Source organism: Streptomyces sp. NPDC015661 (assembly GCF_043077765.1).
In the GTDB taxonomy this organism is placed as follows: Bacteria; Actinomycetota; Actinomycetes; order Streptomycetales; family Streptomycetaceae; genus Streptomyces.
This window is the reverse complement of sequence record NZ_JBIBST010000002.1, coordinates 419,906-435,716: the sequence shown is the minus strand read 5'-3', so window position 1 is coordinate 435,716 and position 15,811 is coordinate 419,906. Positions and strand designations below refer to the sequence as shown.

17 protein-coding genes are annotated in these 15,811 nt (G+C 72.5%); 13 read left to right on the top strand and 4 right to left on the bottom strand.

The genetic code is table 11. From position 1 onward, the window contains the following. Nucleotides 1–13 precede the first annotated feature (13 nt). From ACF07V_RS06625 to hypE, 13 genes are all read left to right on the top strand, one after another. Complete coding sequence (locus ACF07V_RS06625; RefSeq protein WP_030689662.1) at nt 14–1,798, top strand: nickel-dependent hydrogenase large subunit; 1,785 nt, start codon at nt 14–16, stop codon at nt 1,796–1,798. Further along, complete coding sequence (locus ACF07V_RS06620; protein WP_392151768.1) at nt 1,795–2,352, top strand: hypothetical protein; 558 nt, start codon at nt 1,795–1,797, stop codon at nt 2,350–2,352. Before ACF07V_RS06625 ends, ACF07V_RS06620 begins: the two co-directional genes overlap by 4 nt. Continuing rightward, nucleotides 2,349–3,008 carry a DUF5947 family protein gene (locus ACF07V_RS06615; protein ID WP_392151767.1) on the top strand — a complete coding sequence of 220 codons (660 nt, stop codon included), beginning with the start codon at nt 2,349–2,351 and terminating at the stop codon, nt 3,006–3,008. The genes ACF07V_RS06620 and ACF07V_RS06615 overlap by 4 nt, the downstream gene beginning before the upstream one ends. Beyond that, the gene (locus tag ACF07V_RS06610) at nt 3,005–3,643 is read left to right on the top strand and encodes a DUF6084 family protein (RefSeq protein WP_392151766.1); all 639 of its coding nucleotides are present in this window, start codon (nt 3,005–3,007) and stop codon (nt 3,641–3,643) included. The genes ACF07V_RS06615 and ACF07V_RS06610 overlap by 4 nt, the downstream gene beginning before the upstream one ends. After that, nucleotides 3,640–5,037 (top strand): hypothetical protein, encoded by a 1,398-nt coding sequence (locus ACF07V_RS06605; RefSeq protein ID WP_392151765.1) that lies wholly within the window; start codon nt 3,640–3,642, stop codon nt 5,035–5,037. Before ACF07V_RS06610 ends, ACF07V_RS06605 begins: the two co-directional genes overlap by 4 nt. Beyond that, nucleotides 5,034–5,594, top strand: coding sequence for a hydrogenase maturation protease (locus tag ACF07V_RS06600; protein WP_392151764.1), 561 nt, complete (start codon nt 5,034–5,036; stop codon nt 5,592–5,594). Before ACF07V_RS06605 ends, ACF07V_RS06600 begins: the two co-directional genes overlap by 4 nt. Continuing rightward, a complete protein-coding gene (locus tag ACF07V_RS06595; RefSeq protein ID WP_392151763.1) occupies nt 5,591–5,731 on the top strand; it encodes a DUF6893 family small protein in 141 nt (46 codons plus the stop codon). Before ACF07V_RS06600 ends, ACF07V_RS06595 begins: the two co-directional genes overlap by 4 nt. Before the next feature lie 139 nt (nt 5,732–5,870). Further along, entirely contained in the window at nt 5,871–6,266 is a 396-nt protein-coding gene (gene hypA / locus ACF07V_RS06590; RefSeq protein ID WP_392151762.1) for a hydrogenase maturation nickel metallochaperone HypA, read from the top strand. 2 nt (nt 6,267–6,268) lie between these two features. Next, a complete protein-coding gene (hypB, locus tag ACF07V_RS06585; protein ID WP_392151761.1) occupies nt 6,269–6,964 on the top strand; it encodes a hydrogenase nickel incorporation protein HypB in 696 nt (231 codons plus the stop codon). Further along, nucleotides 6,961–9,627 (top strand): carbamoyltransferase HypF, encoded by a 2,667-nt coding sequence (gene hypF, locus ACF07V_RS06580; RefSeq protein WP_392151760.1) that lies wholly within the window; start codon nt 6,961–6,963, stop codon nt 9,625–9,627. Before hypB ends, hypF begins: the two co-directional genes overlap by 4 nt. Before the next feature lie 10 nt (nt 9,628–9,637). Continuing rightward, nucleotides 9,638–9,955, top strand: a complete 318-nt coding sequence (locus ACF07V_RS06575) for a HypC/HybG/HupF family hydrogenase formation chaperone (protein WP_392151759.1) — start codon at nt 9,638–9,640, stop codon at nt 9,953–9,955. Next, a complete protein-coding gene (gene hypD, locus ACF07V_RS06570) occupies nt 9,952–11,136 on the top strand; it encodes a hydrogenase formation protein HypD (RefSeq protein WP_392151758.1) in 1,185 nt (394 codons plus the stop codon). Before ACF07V_RS06575 ends, hypD begins: the two co-directional genes overlap by 4 nt. 25 nt (nt 11,137–11,161) lie before the next feature. Next, a complete protein-coding gene (gene hypE / locus ACF07V_RS06565) occupies nt 11,162–12,202 on the top strand; it encodes a hydrogenase expression/formation protein HypE (protein ID WP_392152370.1) in 1,041 nt (346 codons plus the stop codon). A 2-nt stretch (nt 12,203–12,204) separates the two neighbouring features. Here hypE and ACF07V_RS06560 read toward each other — a convergent pair whose 3' ends face one another. From ACF07V_RS06560 to ACF07V_RS06545, 4 genes are all read right to left on the bottom strand, one after another. Then, nucleotides 12,205–12,435, bottom strand: a complete 231-nt coding sequence (locus tag ACF07V_RS06560; RefSeq protein WP_388858142.1) for a hypothetical protein — start codon at nt 12,433–12,435, stop codon at nt 12,205–12,207. Next, a complete protein-coding gene (locus ACF07V_RS06555; protein WP_392151757.1) occupies nt 12,419–12,676 on the bottom strand; it encodes a DUF6400 family protein in 258 nt (85 codons plus the stop codon). The genes ACF07V_RS06560 and ACF07V_RS06555 overlap by 17 nt, the downstream gene beginning before the upstream one ends. Before the next feature lie 368 nt (nt 12,677–13,044). Further along, nucleotides 13,045–14,823: a glycoside hydrolase domain-containing protein gene (locus ACF07V_RS06550; protein ID WP_392151756.1), complete on the bottom strand. Its 1,779-nt coding sequence runs from the start codon at nt 14,821–14,823 to the stop codon at nt 13,045–13,047. Between the two features lie 193 nt (nt 14,824–15,016). Beyond that, nucleotides 15,017–15,751 carry a D-Ala-D-Ala carboxypeptidase family metallohydrolase gene (locus tag ACF07V_RS06545; protein WP_392151755.1) on the bottom strand — a complete coding sequence of 245 codons (735 nt, stop codon included), beginning with the start codon at nt 15,749–15,751 and terminating at the stop codon, nt 15,017–15,019. Nucleotides 15,752–15,811 lie beyond the last annotated feature (60 nt).

Below are 15,811 nucleotides of genomic sequence, written 5' to 3'. Positions count from 1 at the left end.
CACCGCAACGACCATGGCATCTCCGGCGAAGACGACGGGTGACGGATCCGGCCTTGTGGAGATGGCATGGGACCCCATCACCCGGATCGTGGGCAGCCTCGGCATCCACACGAAGATCGATTTCAAGCAGAAGCGCGTCGCGGAGTGCTACAGCACGTCCTCCGTCTTCCGCGGCTACAGCGTCTTCATGCGGGGCAAGGACCCCCGCGACGCGCACTTCATCACCAGCCGCATCTGCGGCATCTGCGGTGACAACCACGCGACCTGCTCGGTGTACGCGCAGAACATGGCGTACGGCGTGAAGCCCCCGCACCTCGGCGAGTGGATCATCAACCTCGGCGAGTCGGCGGAGTACATGTTCGACCACAACATCTTCCAGGAGAACCTGGTCGGGGTCGACTACTGCGAGAAGATGGTCCGCGAGACCAACCCCGGTGTCCTGGAGCTGGCCGAGCGCACCGAGGCGCCCCACGCCGCCGAGCACGGCTACCGCACGATCGCGGACATCATGCGCTCCCTCAACCCCCTCGAAGGCGAGTTCTACCGCGAGGCGCTCCAGGTCAGCCGCTACACCCGGGAGATGTTCTGCCTCATGGAGGGGCGGCACGTCCACCCCTCCACCCTCTACCCCGGTGGTGTCGGCACGGTCGCGTCCGTGCAGCTGTTCACCGACTACATGAGCCGCCTCATGCGCTACGTGGAGTTCATGAAGCGGGTCGTCCCGCTCCACGACGACCTCTTCGACTTCTTCTACGAGGCCCTGCCCGGCTACGAGGAGGTCGGCCGCCGCCGCGTGCTGCTCGGCTGCTGGGGCGCGCTCAACGACCCCGAGCACTGCGACTTCACCTACGCCAACATGACGGACTGGGGCCGGCGGATGTTCGTCACCCCCGGTGTCGTCGTCGACGGCAAGCTGGTGACCAACGACCTCACCGAGATCAACCTCGGCATCCGCATCCTGCTCGGCAGCTCGTACTACGAGGACTGGCAGGGCCAGGAACAGTTCGTCACCCACGATCCGCTGGGCAACCCGGTCGACCCGCGCCACCCGTGGAACCAGCACACCATCCCGGCCCCGCAGAAGCGGAACTTCGACGACAAGTACAGCTGGGTCATGTCCCCGCGCTGGTTCGACGGCAAGGACCACCTGGCACTGGACACCGGCGGCGGCCCCATCGCGCGCCTGTGGTCCACGGCGCTCTCCGGCCTCGTCGACATCGGCTACGTCAAGGCCACCGGGCACAGCGTCGTCATCAACCTCCCCCGGACGATGACCAAGCCGGAGACCACCTTCGAGTGGAAGATCCCCAAGTGGAGCAACGCCCTGGAGCGCAACCGCGCCCGGACCTACTTCCAGGCGTACGCGGCCGCCGTCGCCCTGCACTGCGCCGAGAAGGGCCTGGAGGAGGTCCGCGCCGGACGCACACAGACCTGGGAGAAGTTCGAGGTGCCGGACGAGTCCATCGGCGTCGGCTTCACCGAGGCCGTACGAGGTGTCCTCTCGCACCACATGGTCATCAGGGACGGCAAGATCGCCAACTACCACCCCTACCCGCCGACGCCGTGGAACGCCTCCACGCGCGACACGTTCGGGACCCCCGGTCCCTACGAGGACGCCGTGCAGAACACCCCCATCTTCGAGGAGAACACCCCGGAGAACTTCAAGGGCATCGACATCATGCGCGCCGTGCGCAGCTTCGACCCCTGTCTGCCGTGCGGCGTCCACATGTACACGGGCAACGGCAGGACCGTGAAGCAGATGCACGTGCCCACCGGCCTGAGCGGTCTGGCCGGATGAGCGCGACGACCGCCGAACAGGCGGGCCGACGGGTCGAGGAGGTCCTGGACCGGCTGGCCGAGAGCGGCGACGCCCAGGCCTGCGCGGCCACGGAGGAAGTCGTACGCGTCCTCATGGAGTTCTACGGCAGCGGCATCGCCCGCATCGTCGAGCTCCTCGGGCGCCCCGCCGCCCGTCCGCCCGCCGACCCGCTGGGCCCGCTGCTCGCCGACGAACTCGTCGCGAGCCTCCTCACCCTGCACGGACTGCACCCCGAGGACGCGCCGACCCGTATCGCCCGCGCCCTGTCCGCCCTGCCGCAGCCCGTGGAGAACACCGGATTCGACCCGGCGACGGGTGTGCTGCGGCTGCGGGTCACCGCCGCTACCGGCTGCGGCTGCTCCGGCACCCAGGAGTCCGTCCGGCAGGCGGCCGTGGACGCCCTCGCCTGCTTCGCCCCCGAGGTGACCGGCGTGGAGCTGGAGAGCGGCGCCGCGCGTGAACCTGCGCTGCTCCAGATCGGCACCCGTCCGTCGCTCGCGGGCGCGGACGGCCGTTCATCGGCCGCCCGGTGAACGGGCCGCCGAACAGCGCCGTGCGGCCCCCGGCGCCCACCGGCCTGCGCCGGTTCACCACTCCCCGCCCACCCCGTGAGGAGCGCTGCGGACTGTGCGGCGCCCCGTTGGCGGCCGAGGAGCGTCACCCGCACCTCGTCGACACGGTCGAGCGGGCCCTGGTCTGCGCCTGCGGCCCGTGCGCGCAGCTCATGGACCGCTCCGCAGCCTCCCCGGGGCGGTTCCGGGCGGTCCCCGGCCGATTCCTCAGCGACCCCGACCACCGGATCGACGACCGGGCCTGGGAGTCGCTGCGGATTCCGGTCTCCGTCGCGTTCTTCTTCCGCAACTCCGCCCTCGACCGGCCGGTGGCGCTCTACCCCAGCCCCGCCGGTGCCACCGAGAGCGAACCGGACGAAGAGGCCTGGCGGTCCGTCCTCGACGCCACTCGGCTCGCCGCCCACCTCGAACCCGACGTCGAGGCCCTGCTGCTGCGCCGCCACGAGGGCCGCACCGAGTGCTTCCTCGTGCCGATCGACCTCTGCTACGAACTGGTGGGCCGCATGCGACTGCACTGGCAGGGCTTCGACGGAGGCGCGGAGGCGCGCGCGGACCTCGACGACCTCTTCACCCACGTCCGCGGCCTGGCCCGCGAGCCGCAGGGGAGCCGGCCGTGACCGAGTTCTCCTTCAGCTGCACCGACGTCCGCGCCGACGCCTACGCGGCCGGACCCACGCTCGTGTTCCGGCTGCGGATCACCGCCACCGGCGGCACCCGGGTCCACGCCATGGCCCTGCGCTGCCAGATCCGCGTCGAACCCGCCCGGCGCGGCTACGACGACCACGAGGCCGCGGCCCTGGGCGATCTGTTCGGCGAACGCTCCCGGTGGGGCAGCAGCCTCAACCCGGTCCAGTTCGCCCAGGCCTCCGTCATGGTGCCCGGCTTCACCGACGAGATCGAGACCGACCTCGTCGTGCCGTGCACCTACGACACCGACATCGCCGCGTCGCGCTATTTCAGGGCGCTCTCCGACGGCGACGTCCCGCTGCTCCTGCTCTTCTCCGGCACCGCCTTCACCGGTGCCGGCGGCTTCCACGTCGAGCCCGTTCCCTGGGACAGGGAGATCTCCCACCGCATGCCCGTGAAGGTGTGGCGCGAGATGATCGACCAGCACTTCCCCGGCTGCGGATGGATCCGGCTCCCCGGCGACACGATGGACGCCCTGCTCGCCTACCGCTCGCGCCGGGCCCTCCCGTCGTGGGAGGCCACCGTCGAGACCCTGCTCGAAGCGGCGGGGGAGAGGACACGATGACCACCGCCGCCTTCACCCCCGGCACCGAGGCACGGTTCGCCGTCGCCCGGCACGTCGCCGACGCCGTCCTCTTCGAGGGGTACGTCCTCTACCCGTACCGTGCGTCCGCCGCGAAGAACCGGCTCCGCTGGCAGTTCGGGGTCCTGGTGCCGCCGTCCTGGAGCGCCGCCGCCGAGGAGCACGACTTCCAGCTCACCGAGTGCCTCATGGAGCCCAGGACCGGTGCCGAACTCGCCGTGGAGCTCCGCTTCCTGCGCGCCCAGCGGCGTACCGTCGAGGAACTGCGCGGGGACGGCACCTTCGCTCCGGTCGGCGAACTCCGGCTGCCCGACCGGGTCCTGATGGCCTGGGACGAAGGCGTCGAGGAACGGGTCACGCTCGTCGCCCCCGTCGCCGACCTGCGGGGCGACGGCATCGCCCTGCCCTTCAGCCGCCCCGCCGCCGAGGAGACGGAGGAGGTCACCGACACCGACGGACGCGTCCTCGGCCGACTCGTACGCCGACGCGAGGGGATCAGCGGCACCCTGACGATCTCCGCGGCCGAACTCGACGGCCCGTACCGGGTCGAGCGCCTCTCGGTCACGGTGGAGAACACCAGCGACTGGACCGCCGAGCGGAACACCGACCGCCATGCGGCGCTGCCGTACTCCCTCGTCGCCACTCACACGCTGCTGCGTATCGACGGCGGCTCGTTCCTGTCGATGACCGACCCGCCGGAGTGGGCGAAAGGTGCCGTCGCCGCCTGCCGCAACCTGCACACCTGGCCCGTCCTGGCCGGCGAACCCGGCCGCGACGACCTCGTGCTCTCCTCGCCGATCATCCTGGAGGACCACCCCGCCATCGCCCCCGAGAGCCCCGGCGCCCTCTACGACGCGACCGAGATCGACGAGATCCTCGCCCTGCGCACGGCCGCCCTCACCGACGAGGAGAAACGCGAGGCCAGAGGGACCGACGCCCGCGCCGCGGCCGTGATCGAGCTGGCGGACACCATGCCGCCCGAAGTGCTCGAACGCCTGCACGGCGCGGTACGGAGCCTCCAGAGCGTCACCGGGCCCCCGAAGCAGACCGGGAACATCCTCGAACCGGAGACGCCCTGGTGGGACCCGGGCGGCGACACCGGCGTCGATCCGGGGAGCGACCACGTCCTTGTCGACGGCCGCCCGGTCCGCGCGGGCAGCAGGGTCGTCCTGCGCCCACGGCTGCGCCGCACGGACGCCCAGGACCTGTTCCTCGACGGGCGCAGCGCGCTGGTCGAGGCGGTCCTCCACGACGTCGACGGCGGAATCCACATCGCGGTGACGGTGGAGGACGACCCGGGCGCCGACATCCGCCGCGAACAGGGCCGGTTCCTGTACTTCCAGCCCGACGAGGTCGAAGCCCTGGAGGACGTGTGAACAGCCCCGCACCCGGCACCCCGGCACCCGGCACCCCGGCACCCGGCACCCCGGCACCCGGCACGGCTCGCACCCTCGTGGCCGGCGTGGGCAACATCTTCCTCGGCGACGACGGCTTCGGCGTGGAGACCCTGCGGCGGCTCACCCGCGAGGAACTCCCCGCCTCCGTCGAACTGGCCGACGTCGGCGTCCGGGGCGTCCACCTCGCCTACGAACTCCTCGACGGCTGGGACACCCTCGTCCTCGTCGACGTCACGGCCCGCGGCGGTGAACCGGGGACGCTCTATCTGATCGACGCCTCGGCGGCCGGCGACCGAGGCCACGCCACGGAGCCCGCGCCGCTCGACGGCCACCGGATGACGCCCGACGCCGTCCTCGCCCTGCTCGACACCCTGTGCGCGGGAACAGGGGCCGCGCCGCCCCGGCGGATCCTCGTCGTCGGCTGCGAACCGGCCTGCCTCGACGAGGGCATCGGGCTCAGCCCGCAGGTCGCCGCGGCCGTGCCCGAGGCGGTGCGCATGGTGACCGAACTGGTCCGCCAGGAAGTCGTCGTATGAAGACCGAAAGGGAGAGCACCATGCACAGGAACGTCCTCGGCGCGGCAGTCGCCGCCACCGCCGCCCTCGCCGTCGTGGCCGTCGCCGTCGGAGTCCTCCCCGACCTCCGGCGCTACCTGCGCATCAGCAGAATGTGACGCTTTCGCGGATCCGGTGGCGGCGGCTGCACCGAACGGACGACACCGACGCCCGGCCCCGGCGCGCCGGGCGTGCCTCCGCCACCCCCCGTTCTCTAATGGCGCCCGAGCCCCACCCCCGCGCCCAGGACGGAGACCGATGCACGAGATGTCCCTCGCGGTCGCCGTCGTCGACCAGGTCGAGGCCGCGGCGAAGTCCCATGGGGCCGTCGGCGTCACCAGCGTCGAGCTGGACGTGGGCGAGCTGGCCGGCGTCGTCGCCGACGCCCTCGCGTTCTGCTTCGAACTCGCCTGCGCCGGCACCGTTCTGGAGGGCGCCGAGCTGATCACCCGCACCGTTCCGGGCACCGCGCGCTGCGAGCCCTGCGCCGCGGACTGGGCGGTCGGCATGCCGCCCCGGCTGCTCTGCCCCCGCTGCGGCGCCGCGGCCGGCGAACTGCTCTCCGGCCGTGAACTGCAGATCCGGCAGGTCCGCTGGGCCGGCCCCGACACGCCGCACGGGCGACATCGCCAACCGATCACCGAGGAGAGCTGAGCATGTGCCGAGCCGTCGACCTCCAGCGCGCCGTCCTCGCAAGGAACGAGGCAGCGGCACACATCCTGCGCACCGAGCTGAACGCCCGCGGGACCACCGTGATCAACCTGCTCTCCAGCCCCGGCAGCGGGAAGACCGCCCTGCTGGAGCGCGAACTGACCCTCGCCGGCGAACGGGGCGTCAGCGCCGCCGCGCTCACCGCCGACCTCGCCACCGAGAACGACGCCCGCCGCCTGGCCCGCTCGGGCGCCCCCGTCAAGCAGGTGCTCACCGACGGCCTGTGCCACCTGGAGGCCGACATGGTCGCCCGGCACCTGCACGACTGGCTGCCCGAGGCCACCCGGCTGCTGTTCGTCGAGAACGTCGGCAACCTCGTCTGCCCCGCCGGCTACGACCTGGGGGAGTCCCTCCGCGTGGTCCTCGCCTCGGTCACCGAGGGCGAGGACAAGCCGCTCAAGTACCCCAGCGCGTTCGGCCTCGCCCAGCTGGTGATCGTCACCAAGACCGACATGGCCGAGGCCGCGGCGTTCGACGAGAAGGCCTTCCGCGCCCACGTGGAGCAGGTCAACCCCGGCGTCGAGGTCGTCCTCAGCTCGGTGCGTGACGGCCGGGGCGTCGGCACGCTGCTCGACCGGGCCCTCGCGGTGGCCGAGGGGAACCGCGTCCACACCCCGGCGATGGCACAGGCCGGCGCGTGATCACGGCGCGGCCCGGGTCCGCCCCCGCCGCGGCCCCGCGGCGCAGTCGGGTGGTCGTCCGCGGCGTCGTGCAGGGCGTGGGCTTCCGGCCGTTCGTCTACGCCCTCGCCACCGGTCTTCGCCTGTCCGGCCACGTCACCAACACCGCGGAAGGCGTCGTCGCGGAGGTCGAGGGCGACCCCGCGGACGTCGCGTCCTTCTGCGCCCGGCTCGCGCCCGACGCCCCGCCCCTGGCCCGGGTCGAGTCGGTCGAGGCGGCCGAGGTGACCGCGAGCGGCGGCAGCGGCTTCACGATCGTGCCGTCCCGTCACGGCGGCGCCGTCCGCACCCTCGTCCCGCCCGACACCGCCACCTGCGACGACTGCCTCGCGGAGCTCGCGGACCCGGCCGACCGGCGCTATCTGCACCCCTTCATCACGTGCACCAACTGCGGCCCGCGGTTCACGATCGTCACGGGACTGCCGTACGACCGTGTCCACACCACCATGGCCGGGTTCCCGATGTGTCCGGACTGCGCCCGGGAGTACGCGGACCCGGCCGACCGGCGCTTCCACGCGCAGCCCGTCGCCTGCCCCCGTTGCGGCCCCCGACTGCGGCTGGTCACCGCGCCCGACGCCCCCGCCCGCTTCGCCCCCGAGCCGACGCCCGCCCCCACCGGCACGGCTCCGGCCCCCGGCCCCGATGGGAACTCTCCGGCCCCCGGCCCTGACCGGAACCCTTTGGCCCCCAGCCCCGATGGGAACCCCTCGGCCCCCGGCCCTGACCGGAACCCTTTGGCCCCCAGCCCCGATGGGAACCCTTCGGCCCCCGGCCTCGACCGGTCCGACGCCGGCCGCGGTCCCGGTGCCGACCCGGTCGCCGGCCCTGACCGGTCGGACGCCGGCCGCGGTCCCGGTGCCGACCCGGTCGCCGCCGCGCGTGCGATGCTCGCCTCCGGCGCGATCCTCGCCGTCAAAGGCCTCGGCGGCTACCACCTGGCGTGCGACGCGACGAACCCCGACGCGGTGGCCGAACTGCGCCGCCGCAAGGCCCGCGGTGACAAACCGTTCGCGATGATGGCCGCGGACCTCGCGGACATCGAACCCCTCGCCCACCTGGGCCCGCTCGAACGCGAGCTCCTCACCGGCGCCGTCCGGCCCGTCGTGCTCCTGCGCCGCCGCGCCGAAGCCCGGCCGCGCCGAGGGGCGGCGCCCGCGCCGGAGGTCGCGCCGGGCAGCCCGGACCTCGGTTTCGTGCTTCCTTACACCCCCGTGCACCACCTCCTCCTCGGCCTCGGCACGACGGACCGGAAGGGACCCCGGCTGCTGGTGATGACCAGCGGCAACCGCGCGGGGGAACCCATCGTCACGGACGACGCCGAGGCACTGACCACGCTCGCCGGCCTCGCGGACGCCTGGCTGCTGCACGACCGGCCCATCCACGTGCCCTGCGACGACTCCGTCGTCCGCGTCTGCGACGGAGAACAGCTGACGCTGCGCCGCTCCCGCGGCTACGCGCCGCTGCCGGTCGAGCTGCCCGTCGAGCTCGCCCCCGCCCTCGCCGTCGGAGGGGACCTGAAGAACACCTTCTGCCTCGGCGAGGGACGTCAGGCCTGGCTCTCCGCCCACATCGGTGACATGGACGACCTCGCCACCCAGTCCGCCCTCGCCTCCGCCGAGCGGCAGCTGGAATCGGTCACGGGCGTACGGCCCGGACTGGTCGCCGCCGACCGCCACCCCGGCTACCGGTCCACGCGCTGGGCCCGCGAACACGCCGCGGGACGGCCCGTCGTCGCCGTACAGCACCACCATGCGCACGTCGCGGCGGCGATGGCCGAGAACGGTCTCGACGGCACCCGTCCCGTGATCGGTGTGGCCTTCGACGGCACCGGCTACGGACTCGACGGCGCCGTGTGGGGCGGCGAGTTCCTCCTGGCGGACTACGCCGGGTTCCGGCGGTTCGCCCACCTTGCCTCCGTACCCCTGCCGGGCGGCGACGCGGCGGTACGCCGGCCCTATCGCATGGCCCTGTCCCACCTGCGGGCCGCGGGCCTCGCCGCCGACCCCGCCCTGCCCTGCACGCGCGCCTGTGCGCCTGGAGAACTACCCGTACTGGAGAGGCAGTTGGCGCGCAACTTGAACTGCGTGCCCACCTCCAGCATGGGGCGCCTCTTCGACGCCGTCTCCTCCCTCGCGGGGGTCTGCCAGCACGCGGGATACGAGGCGCAGGCCGCGATCGAGCTGGAGGCGGCGGCCCTGCGCGCACCCGCCACGGCCGAGGACCCGCGCTACGCCTTCCGGCTCGGCCCGCCGCGGCCCGGCGCCCCGCTCACGGCCGACCCCGCGCCCCTTCTCGCGGCGGTGGCCGCCGACGTGCTGGACGGGACCCCCGCGGCCGTCGTAGCGGCCCGGTTCCACCACGCCGTGGCCCGGCTGGTGCGGACGGTCTGCGCCGCCGCCCGCGCCGAGACCGGCATGGAGACCGTCGCCCTGACCGGGGGAGTGTTCGCCAACGCGGTGCTCTCCTCGGCCTGCGCCCGAGGACTGAGGGAGGACGGCTTCACCGTCCTGCGTCACCGGCGGATCCCGCCGAACGACGGCGGACTGGCCCTCGGCCAGCTCGTCGTGGCCGCCCGGACGACGGACCGAGCGGACCCCGGCGTTCCGCGACGAGAGCGACAGTGAGGAGACACCGATGTGCCTGGCGGTACCCGGAAAAGTGTTGGACATCGAGGACCGCGACGGCACTCGGATGGCCACGGTCGACTTCGGCGGCGTGGTCAAGGAGGTGTGCCTGGAGTACCTGCCGGACCTGAAGCCCGGTGAGTACGCCATCGTGCACGTCGGCTTCGCCCTCCAGAAGCTCGACGAGGAGTCGGCCCGGCGGACGCTGGAGCTGTTCGAGACCCTCGGCCTGCTCCAGGAGGAGTTCGGAGACCCGTGGGAGGCCGCAGAGGCCGCGGGAAGCGAGTGGCAGGCGCAGGACGACGTCCGCGGAGAGGTACGGCCGTGAAGTACATCGACGAATTCCAGAACCCGGATCTCGCGATCCGGCTGCTCGACGAGATCCGTGCGACGGTGACCCGCCCCTGGGCGCTGATGGAAGTCTGCGGTGGCCAGACCCACAGCATCATCCGGCACGGCATCGACCAGCTGCTGCCGTCCGAGATCGAGCTGATCCACGGCCCGGGCTGCCCGGTCTGCGTCACCCCGCTGGAGATGATCGACAAGGCCCTGGAGATCGCCTCCCGGCCCGGGGTGATCTTCTGCTCCTTCGGCGACATGCTCCGCGTCCCCGGCACGGGCCGCGACCTCTTCCAGGTCCGCGGACAGGGCGGCGACGTCAGGGTGGTCTACTCCCCGCTGGACGCGCTGAGGATCGCCGAGCAGAACCCTGACCGCGAGGTGGTGTTCTTCGGCATCGGCTTCGAGACCACCGCGCCGCCCAACGCGATGACGGTCCACCAGGCGCGCAAGCGGAACATCAGGAACTTCAGTCTGCTCGTGTCGCACGTCCGCGTCCCCCCGGCGATCGACGCGATCATGCGGTCCCCGGACTGCCGCGTCCAGGGCTTCCTCGCCGCCGGCCACGTCTGCAGCGTGATGGGCACGGCCGAGTACCCGGAACTCGCACGACGCCACCGGACGCCGATCGTGGTCACCGGATTCGAGCCGCTGGACATCCTGGAAGGCGTACGCAGGACCGTGCTTCAGCTGGAGCGGGGCGAGCACACGGTCGAGAACGCCTATCAGCGCGCCGTACCGGCCGAGGGCAATCCGGCGGCGCAGGCGATGCTGAGCGACGTCTTCGAGATCACCGACCGGGCCTGGCGCGGCATCGGCGTCATCCCGGACAGCGGCTGGCGTCTGTCCGAGCGCTACCGCGACCACGACGCCGAGTACCGCTTCTCCGTCGGGGGAATCGACACCCGCGAGCCCGCCGAGTGCCGCAGCGGCGAAGTGCTCCAGGGCCTGCTGAAGCCCAACCAGTGCGAGGCCTTCGGCACCACCTGCACGCCCCGCTCCCCGCTCGGCGCCACGATGGTGTCCAGCGAGGGCGCCTGCGCCGCCTACTACCTCTACCGGCGGCTCGACGCGGGAACCCCCGGACAGCGGCCGCCCACGCCGGCGGGCGCGGCCTCCGGCACCCCGTCCCCGGTCACCGCCTCCCTGGAGGGCAGCCCCCTTGCCTGACATCAGCACCACCCCGGCACCCGACATGCTCGCCTGGACCTGCCCGGCGCCGCTGCGCGACCACCCGCGCATCGTCATGGGCCACGGCGGCGGCGGAGCACTGTCCGCCGAGCTGATCGAGCACGTCTTCGCACCCGCCTACGGCGGACCGGCCCTCGCCCACACCGCCGACGCGGCCGAGATCCGGATCGGCGGCGCCCGCCTGGCCTTCTCCACGGACTCCTTCGTGGTCCGCCCCCTGTTCTTCCCCGGCGGCAGCATCGGCGACCTGGCGGTCAACGGCACCGTGAACGACCTCGCCATGCGCGGCGCCCGGGCGAGCCACCTCTCCTGCGGGTTCATCCTGGAGGAAGGCGTCGAGACCGATGTCGTCGCCCGCGTCGCGGAGGCCCTCGGTGCGGCGGCGCGCGCGGCCGGCGTCCAGGTCGTCACCGGTGACACCAAGGTCGTGGAGGCCGGCCACGGCGACGGCGTCTACATCAACACCTCGGGGGTCGGGTTGATCCCCGACGGAGTCGACCTGCGCCCGCAACGGGTGGTGCCCGGAGACGTGGTGATCGTGAGCGGCCCGATCGGCATGCACGGCGTGGCGATCATGAGCGTGCGGGAGGGCCTCGAATTCGGTGTCGAGATCAACAGCGACTGCGCACCGCTCGGCGGCCTCGTCGAGGCGATGCTGGACGTCACGCGGGACCTGCACGTGCTGCGCGACCCCACACGCGGTGGCCTGGCCGCCTCGCTGAACGAGATCGCGGCGGCGTCGGGCACGGGCGTCGTCGTCCAGGAGCGCGCCGTCCCTGTCCCCGAGGCGGTCGGCAACGCCTGCGCGGTGCTCGGACTCGACCCCATGTACGTGGCGAACGAGGGCAAGCTCGTGGCGTTCGTCCCACGGGAAAGCGCCGACGCCGTCCTGGCCGCGATGCGCGCGCACCCCGTGGGCGCGGAAGCGGCGGTGATCGGCGAGGCGGTCGAGACCCACCCGGGCATGGTCGTGGCCCGGACCGGACTGGGCGGCACCCGCATCGTGGACATGCCGCTCGGGGAGCAGCTGCCGCGGATCTGCTGAGGTCAGTCCCGGCGGCCGCGACGCTCGCGAGAGGTGTCCAGGGTCCACATGTGGGTGCAGTTCGGGCACTGCAGGTGGACCCGGGGCCCCTTGTTCGCGATCAGGTAGCGCCAGTGGCTCCGGCAGTTCCGGCGGTCCAGGCAGGTCCCGCAGTCCCGGGCGTCGTCGCAGCCGGGGCACGCGACCCAGGCCCGCCGGGCCGGGTCGGCGTGGGGATCAAGCGGAAGACGCATGGCCCGGCTCCTCCCCGGGCAGCACGCCGGCCGCGACCAGTTCCGCGTGAATCCGCTGCTGATCCTCGTCCAGGCCGGAGTACAGCAGGGCGTGCGCCGCCTGCTCGTCACGCAGAACGGCCACGGGGTCCCAGTCGGGCCCGAGGGCCGCCACGACTTCGGCACGCCGACGTGCCTCCTCGACGGTGAGGTCGATGCTGAAGCCGACGAGGTCGGCATGAGGGCCGGGGACGTGGTTCATGGGCGGGGCTTTCAGGCGGAATCGAACATGTACGCCACCACGTGTACCAGAGCGCACGATGCGTACGGAAGTGCCCGACCTGCCTTCGAAGGCCCCTGTGGCGCACCTCATGCCGAACGCCGTGAGCTGGAGGGCGGCCACCGTGGCGATGTACCGGACCACCGCCGGCCCGGTCCGGCACCCTCCCGCTCCGGGGCGATCACGTTCCGCGACCGCTCACCCGGTCGGCCCGTACCCGGCCCGACCAGGTGAGCGGCGACCGGCCCGACCAGGTGAGAGGCGACAAGGACCCGTACGCACAGCTCCCGTCGTCATGGCAGCCAGGTCCGAAGAGGAGGGTCCGTGCGAGGGGCCTCACCAGGTCCTGCTCACCTTCCCGACTGGAGGGCGCCCCAGGTGCCGGAGCCGACGATGCCGTCGACCGTCAGGGCGCGTGAGGACTGGTAGTCGCGCACGGCCTGGTCGGTGCCCGGACCGAAGGCGCCGTCGATGGCCACCGTCCGGCCGAGCGCGGCGGTCAGGGCACGCTGGAGCCGGGTGACGGCTTCTCCCGTCGAGCCGCTCTGGACGGTGGGGGTGGTGCCGCGGGACAGCAGGGCGGTCCACGTCTTCGGCCCGATCACCCCGTCCGCGGTGAGCCCTGTGGCGCCCTGGAAGTTCTTGGTGGCGGTGGTCGTGGAGGCACCGAAAGACCCGTCCGGTGCGCCCGGGTCGTATCCGGCGGCTGTGAGCAGGCACTGCGCCGCCTTGACCTGGTCGCCGTTCGAGCCGCTCTGGACGGTGGCGTACGCAGTGAAGTCGAGGTTCGTCCCGGTGCAGTTGGGTGCGGGCTGTGTGCCGGTGCCCACGTCCAGGTAGTCGCGGTCGATGTTGATCGAGTAGCCGCCGTAGGACTCGGTGACCTCGCCCGCGTACTGGTGGATCCGCTGGTGGCCGGACCAGTAGGTGGACGGGACGTAGGAACCGGTGTTGGTGTCGGCGGCGCCGTTCCACCAGCCGTAGAAGATGTCGTCGACCCGCGTGTAGGCGCTGTTGCCGTACTCGCTCGCGGCGTCCTTGATGCCGGAGGACACGCTGGAGTAGAAGCCCGACAGATAGCCGCCGCTGTGCAGCCGCTCCGTCCAGCCGGACAGGTACGACAGCACGGCCGCCTTGCAGGAGGCCGTGGAGGCGTATCCCTCGATGTCGCTGTAGACGGCGCTGCCCGCGGGGATCCCGAGGTTCGCCGCGGCGGTGAGGGCGGCGGCCGCCGCGGTGACGCCCTGGGACTTGGCCGTCGCGGGGTCGGTGGACATCTTCAGGGAGAAGCTCGTGCACGGGGCCTGGCGGCCGACGTCGATGGGGATCAGCCGCCATCCGTTGCCGGTCTGACCGGTCACCCAACTCGCGGTCAGATTCGGCTGCGCGCAGCCGCGGAAGGATCCGCTGATGTAGACGCCGACCGCGCCGTACGGGGAGCCGGCCCGCCAGGCGTTCATGGCTGCCTGGGAGGGCGCGGCGCAGGTGTCGAAGCCCTTGCCAAGGTAGCTGCCGGGTTGCGGCCCGGCCGCGGCCAGGGGAGTGGCGTCGGGCCGCTGGGCCGCACGGGGCAGCTCGGTGCGCCGGGCATCCGGGGTGAGTTCGGCCGAGGCCAGAACACCCCGCACCAGATTCTCGGTCGCCGGGGTGTGGGCGGCGGTGACGAGTACACCGGCGTCTTCGACCGCGATCTGGATGGTGTCATTGCTGGAGGCGGCGGTCGGGGCGGTGGCCTTGCCGCGTGGGGCCCGTGCGGTCGCCGTCGTCGCCTGTCCGGCGGAGCGGGCGGTGAGGGGCTCCACGACAATGCCTGCCGTACGGCCCACGAGGTGGGCGGGGCAGTCGCTCTGCTCGGCGGGCTCGCCCAGGTAGACGGCGGGTCGGTCGAACCGGAGGCAGGCCCGTGGACTTTCGGCCAGATCGACGACCTGCCAGTCGGCGGGGACCTCGATGCGGTAGCCCTGGTAGCTGACGGTCTGTCGGCCGGACCCGGGCGGGGAGGCAGCCGTGGCGGATCCGGGCGGGGAGGCAGCCGTGGCGGATCCGGGCGCGGCGAACGCCCCGATACCGGCGAGCACCGCCAGCGTGGCCGTTCCGGCACGGACGCGCCAGGGGATGCGGGAGGACATCAGGGCACTCCTACTCGATGAGGGGAGGGGAGGGGAGGGAGTGGTGGGGCAGGTCTGCTCGGGGCAGGGCTGAGCGGGGCCCGTCCGGAGGGCCGGAGTCTTCCCGGCCTCGCGCCTCGCGGGCGGAACGGGCTCTCCCCCGGGCCGGAGCCGGTCCGGGGGGAGAGCCCGATGTCCGTGTCGTACGTACGGGTCAGACGCCGCAGTTGGGCGCGGACCAGGAGCGGCTGGTGCGTCCGTCCACGTGGGTGTGGTCGTTGTGGTCGGGGTAGCCGGGGCCGAAGATTCCGCCGAAGCCGTGGTAGCGGGCCCGCTGGGCCAGCGTGCACAGCGACGGGCTGCCGGTGAGGTCGGCGGCGTCACCGTACAGGTGCCGACTGTTCGAGGCGCCGCCCACCGCGCTGTTGCAGGCGTACGAGCGGAATCCGCTGGTGACGGTGATCGGCACGTCACCCAGGGCGTGCCGCATGGCCTCCAGCTTCCACATCGTCTGCAGGGCGTTGGACTTGGCCGTCGCGGCGCTGACCGCGCCGCCGGACCAGTCGGAGTTGCACTTGTTCAGTTCGGCGTAGGTGAAGTGGATGGGGGTGCAGTCCGGGTCCTGCAGGGCGTAGATCTTGCTGAACGTCTGGGAACCGGCGACGCCGTCCGCGGGCAGCCCGTACGCCTGCTGAAAGCGGGTCACCGCGGCCTTCGTGGCCGGACCGAACGAGCCGTCGATGGCGATGACCTCGCCGTACGCCGCGTGGCCGGCCACGCGGATCTGCAGCTGCGTCACGTCGGAGCCCGACATGCCCTCGGACAGGGTGCGGCCCCAGGTGTAGCACTCGTCGGCCTGGGCGGATCCGGCCGTGGACAGCATCCCACCCAGCGCTGCCACCATGACCATGACAACCGAGAGGGTGAGTTGGATCGTGCGCCGAAGCATCGCGTCTCCGTCCTGCGTTCCGATTCCCCGCCGAGGGGCTGAGGCGAGTGTGAGGGCTGT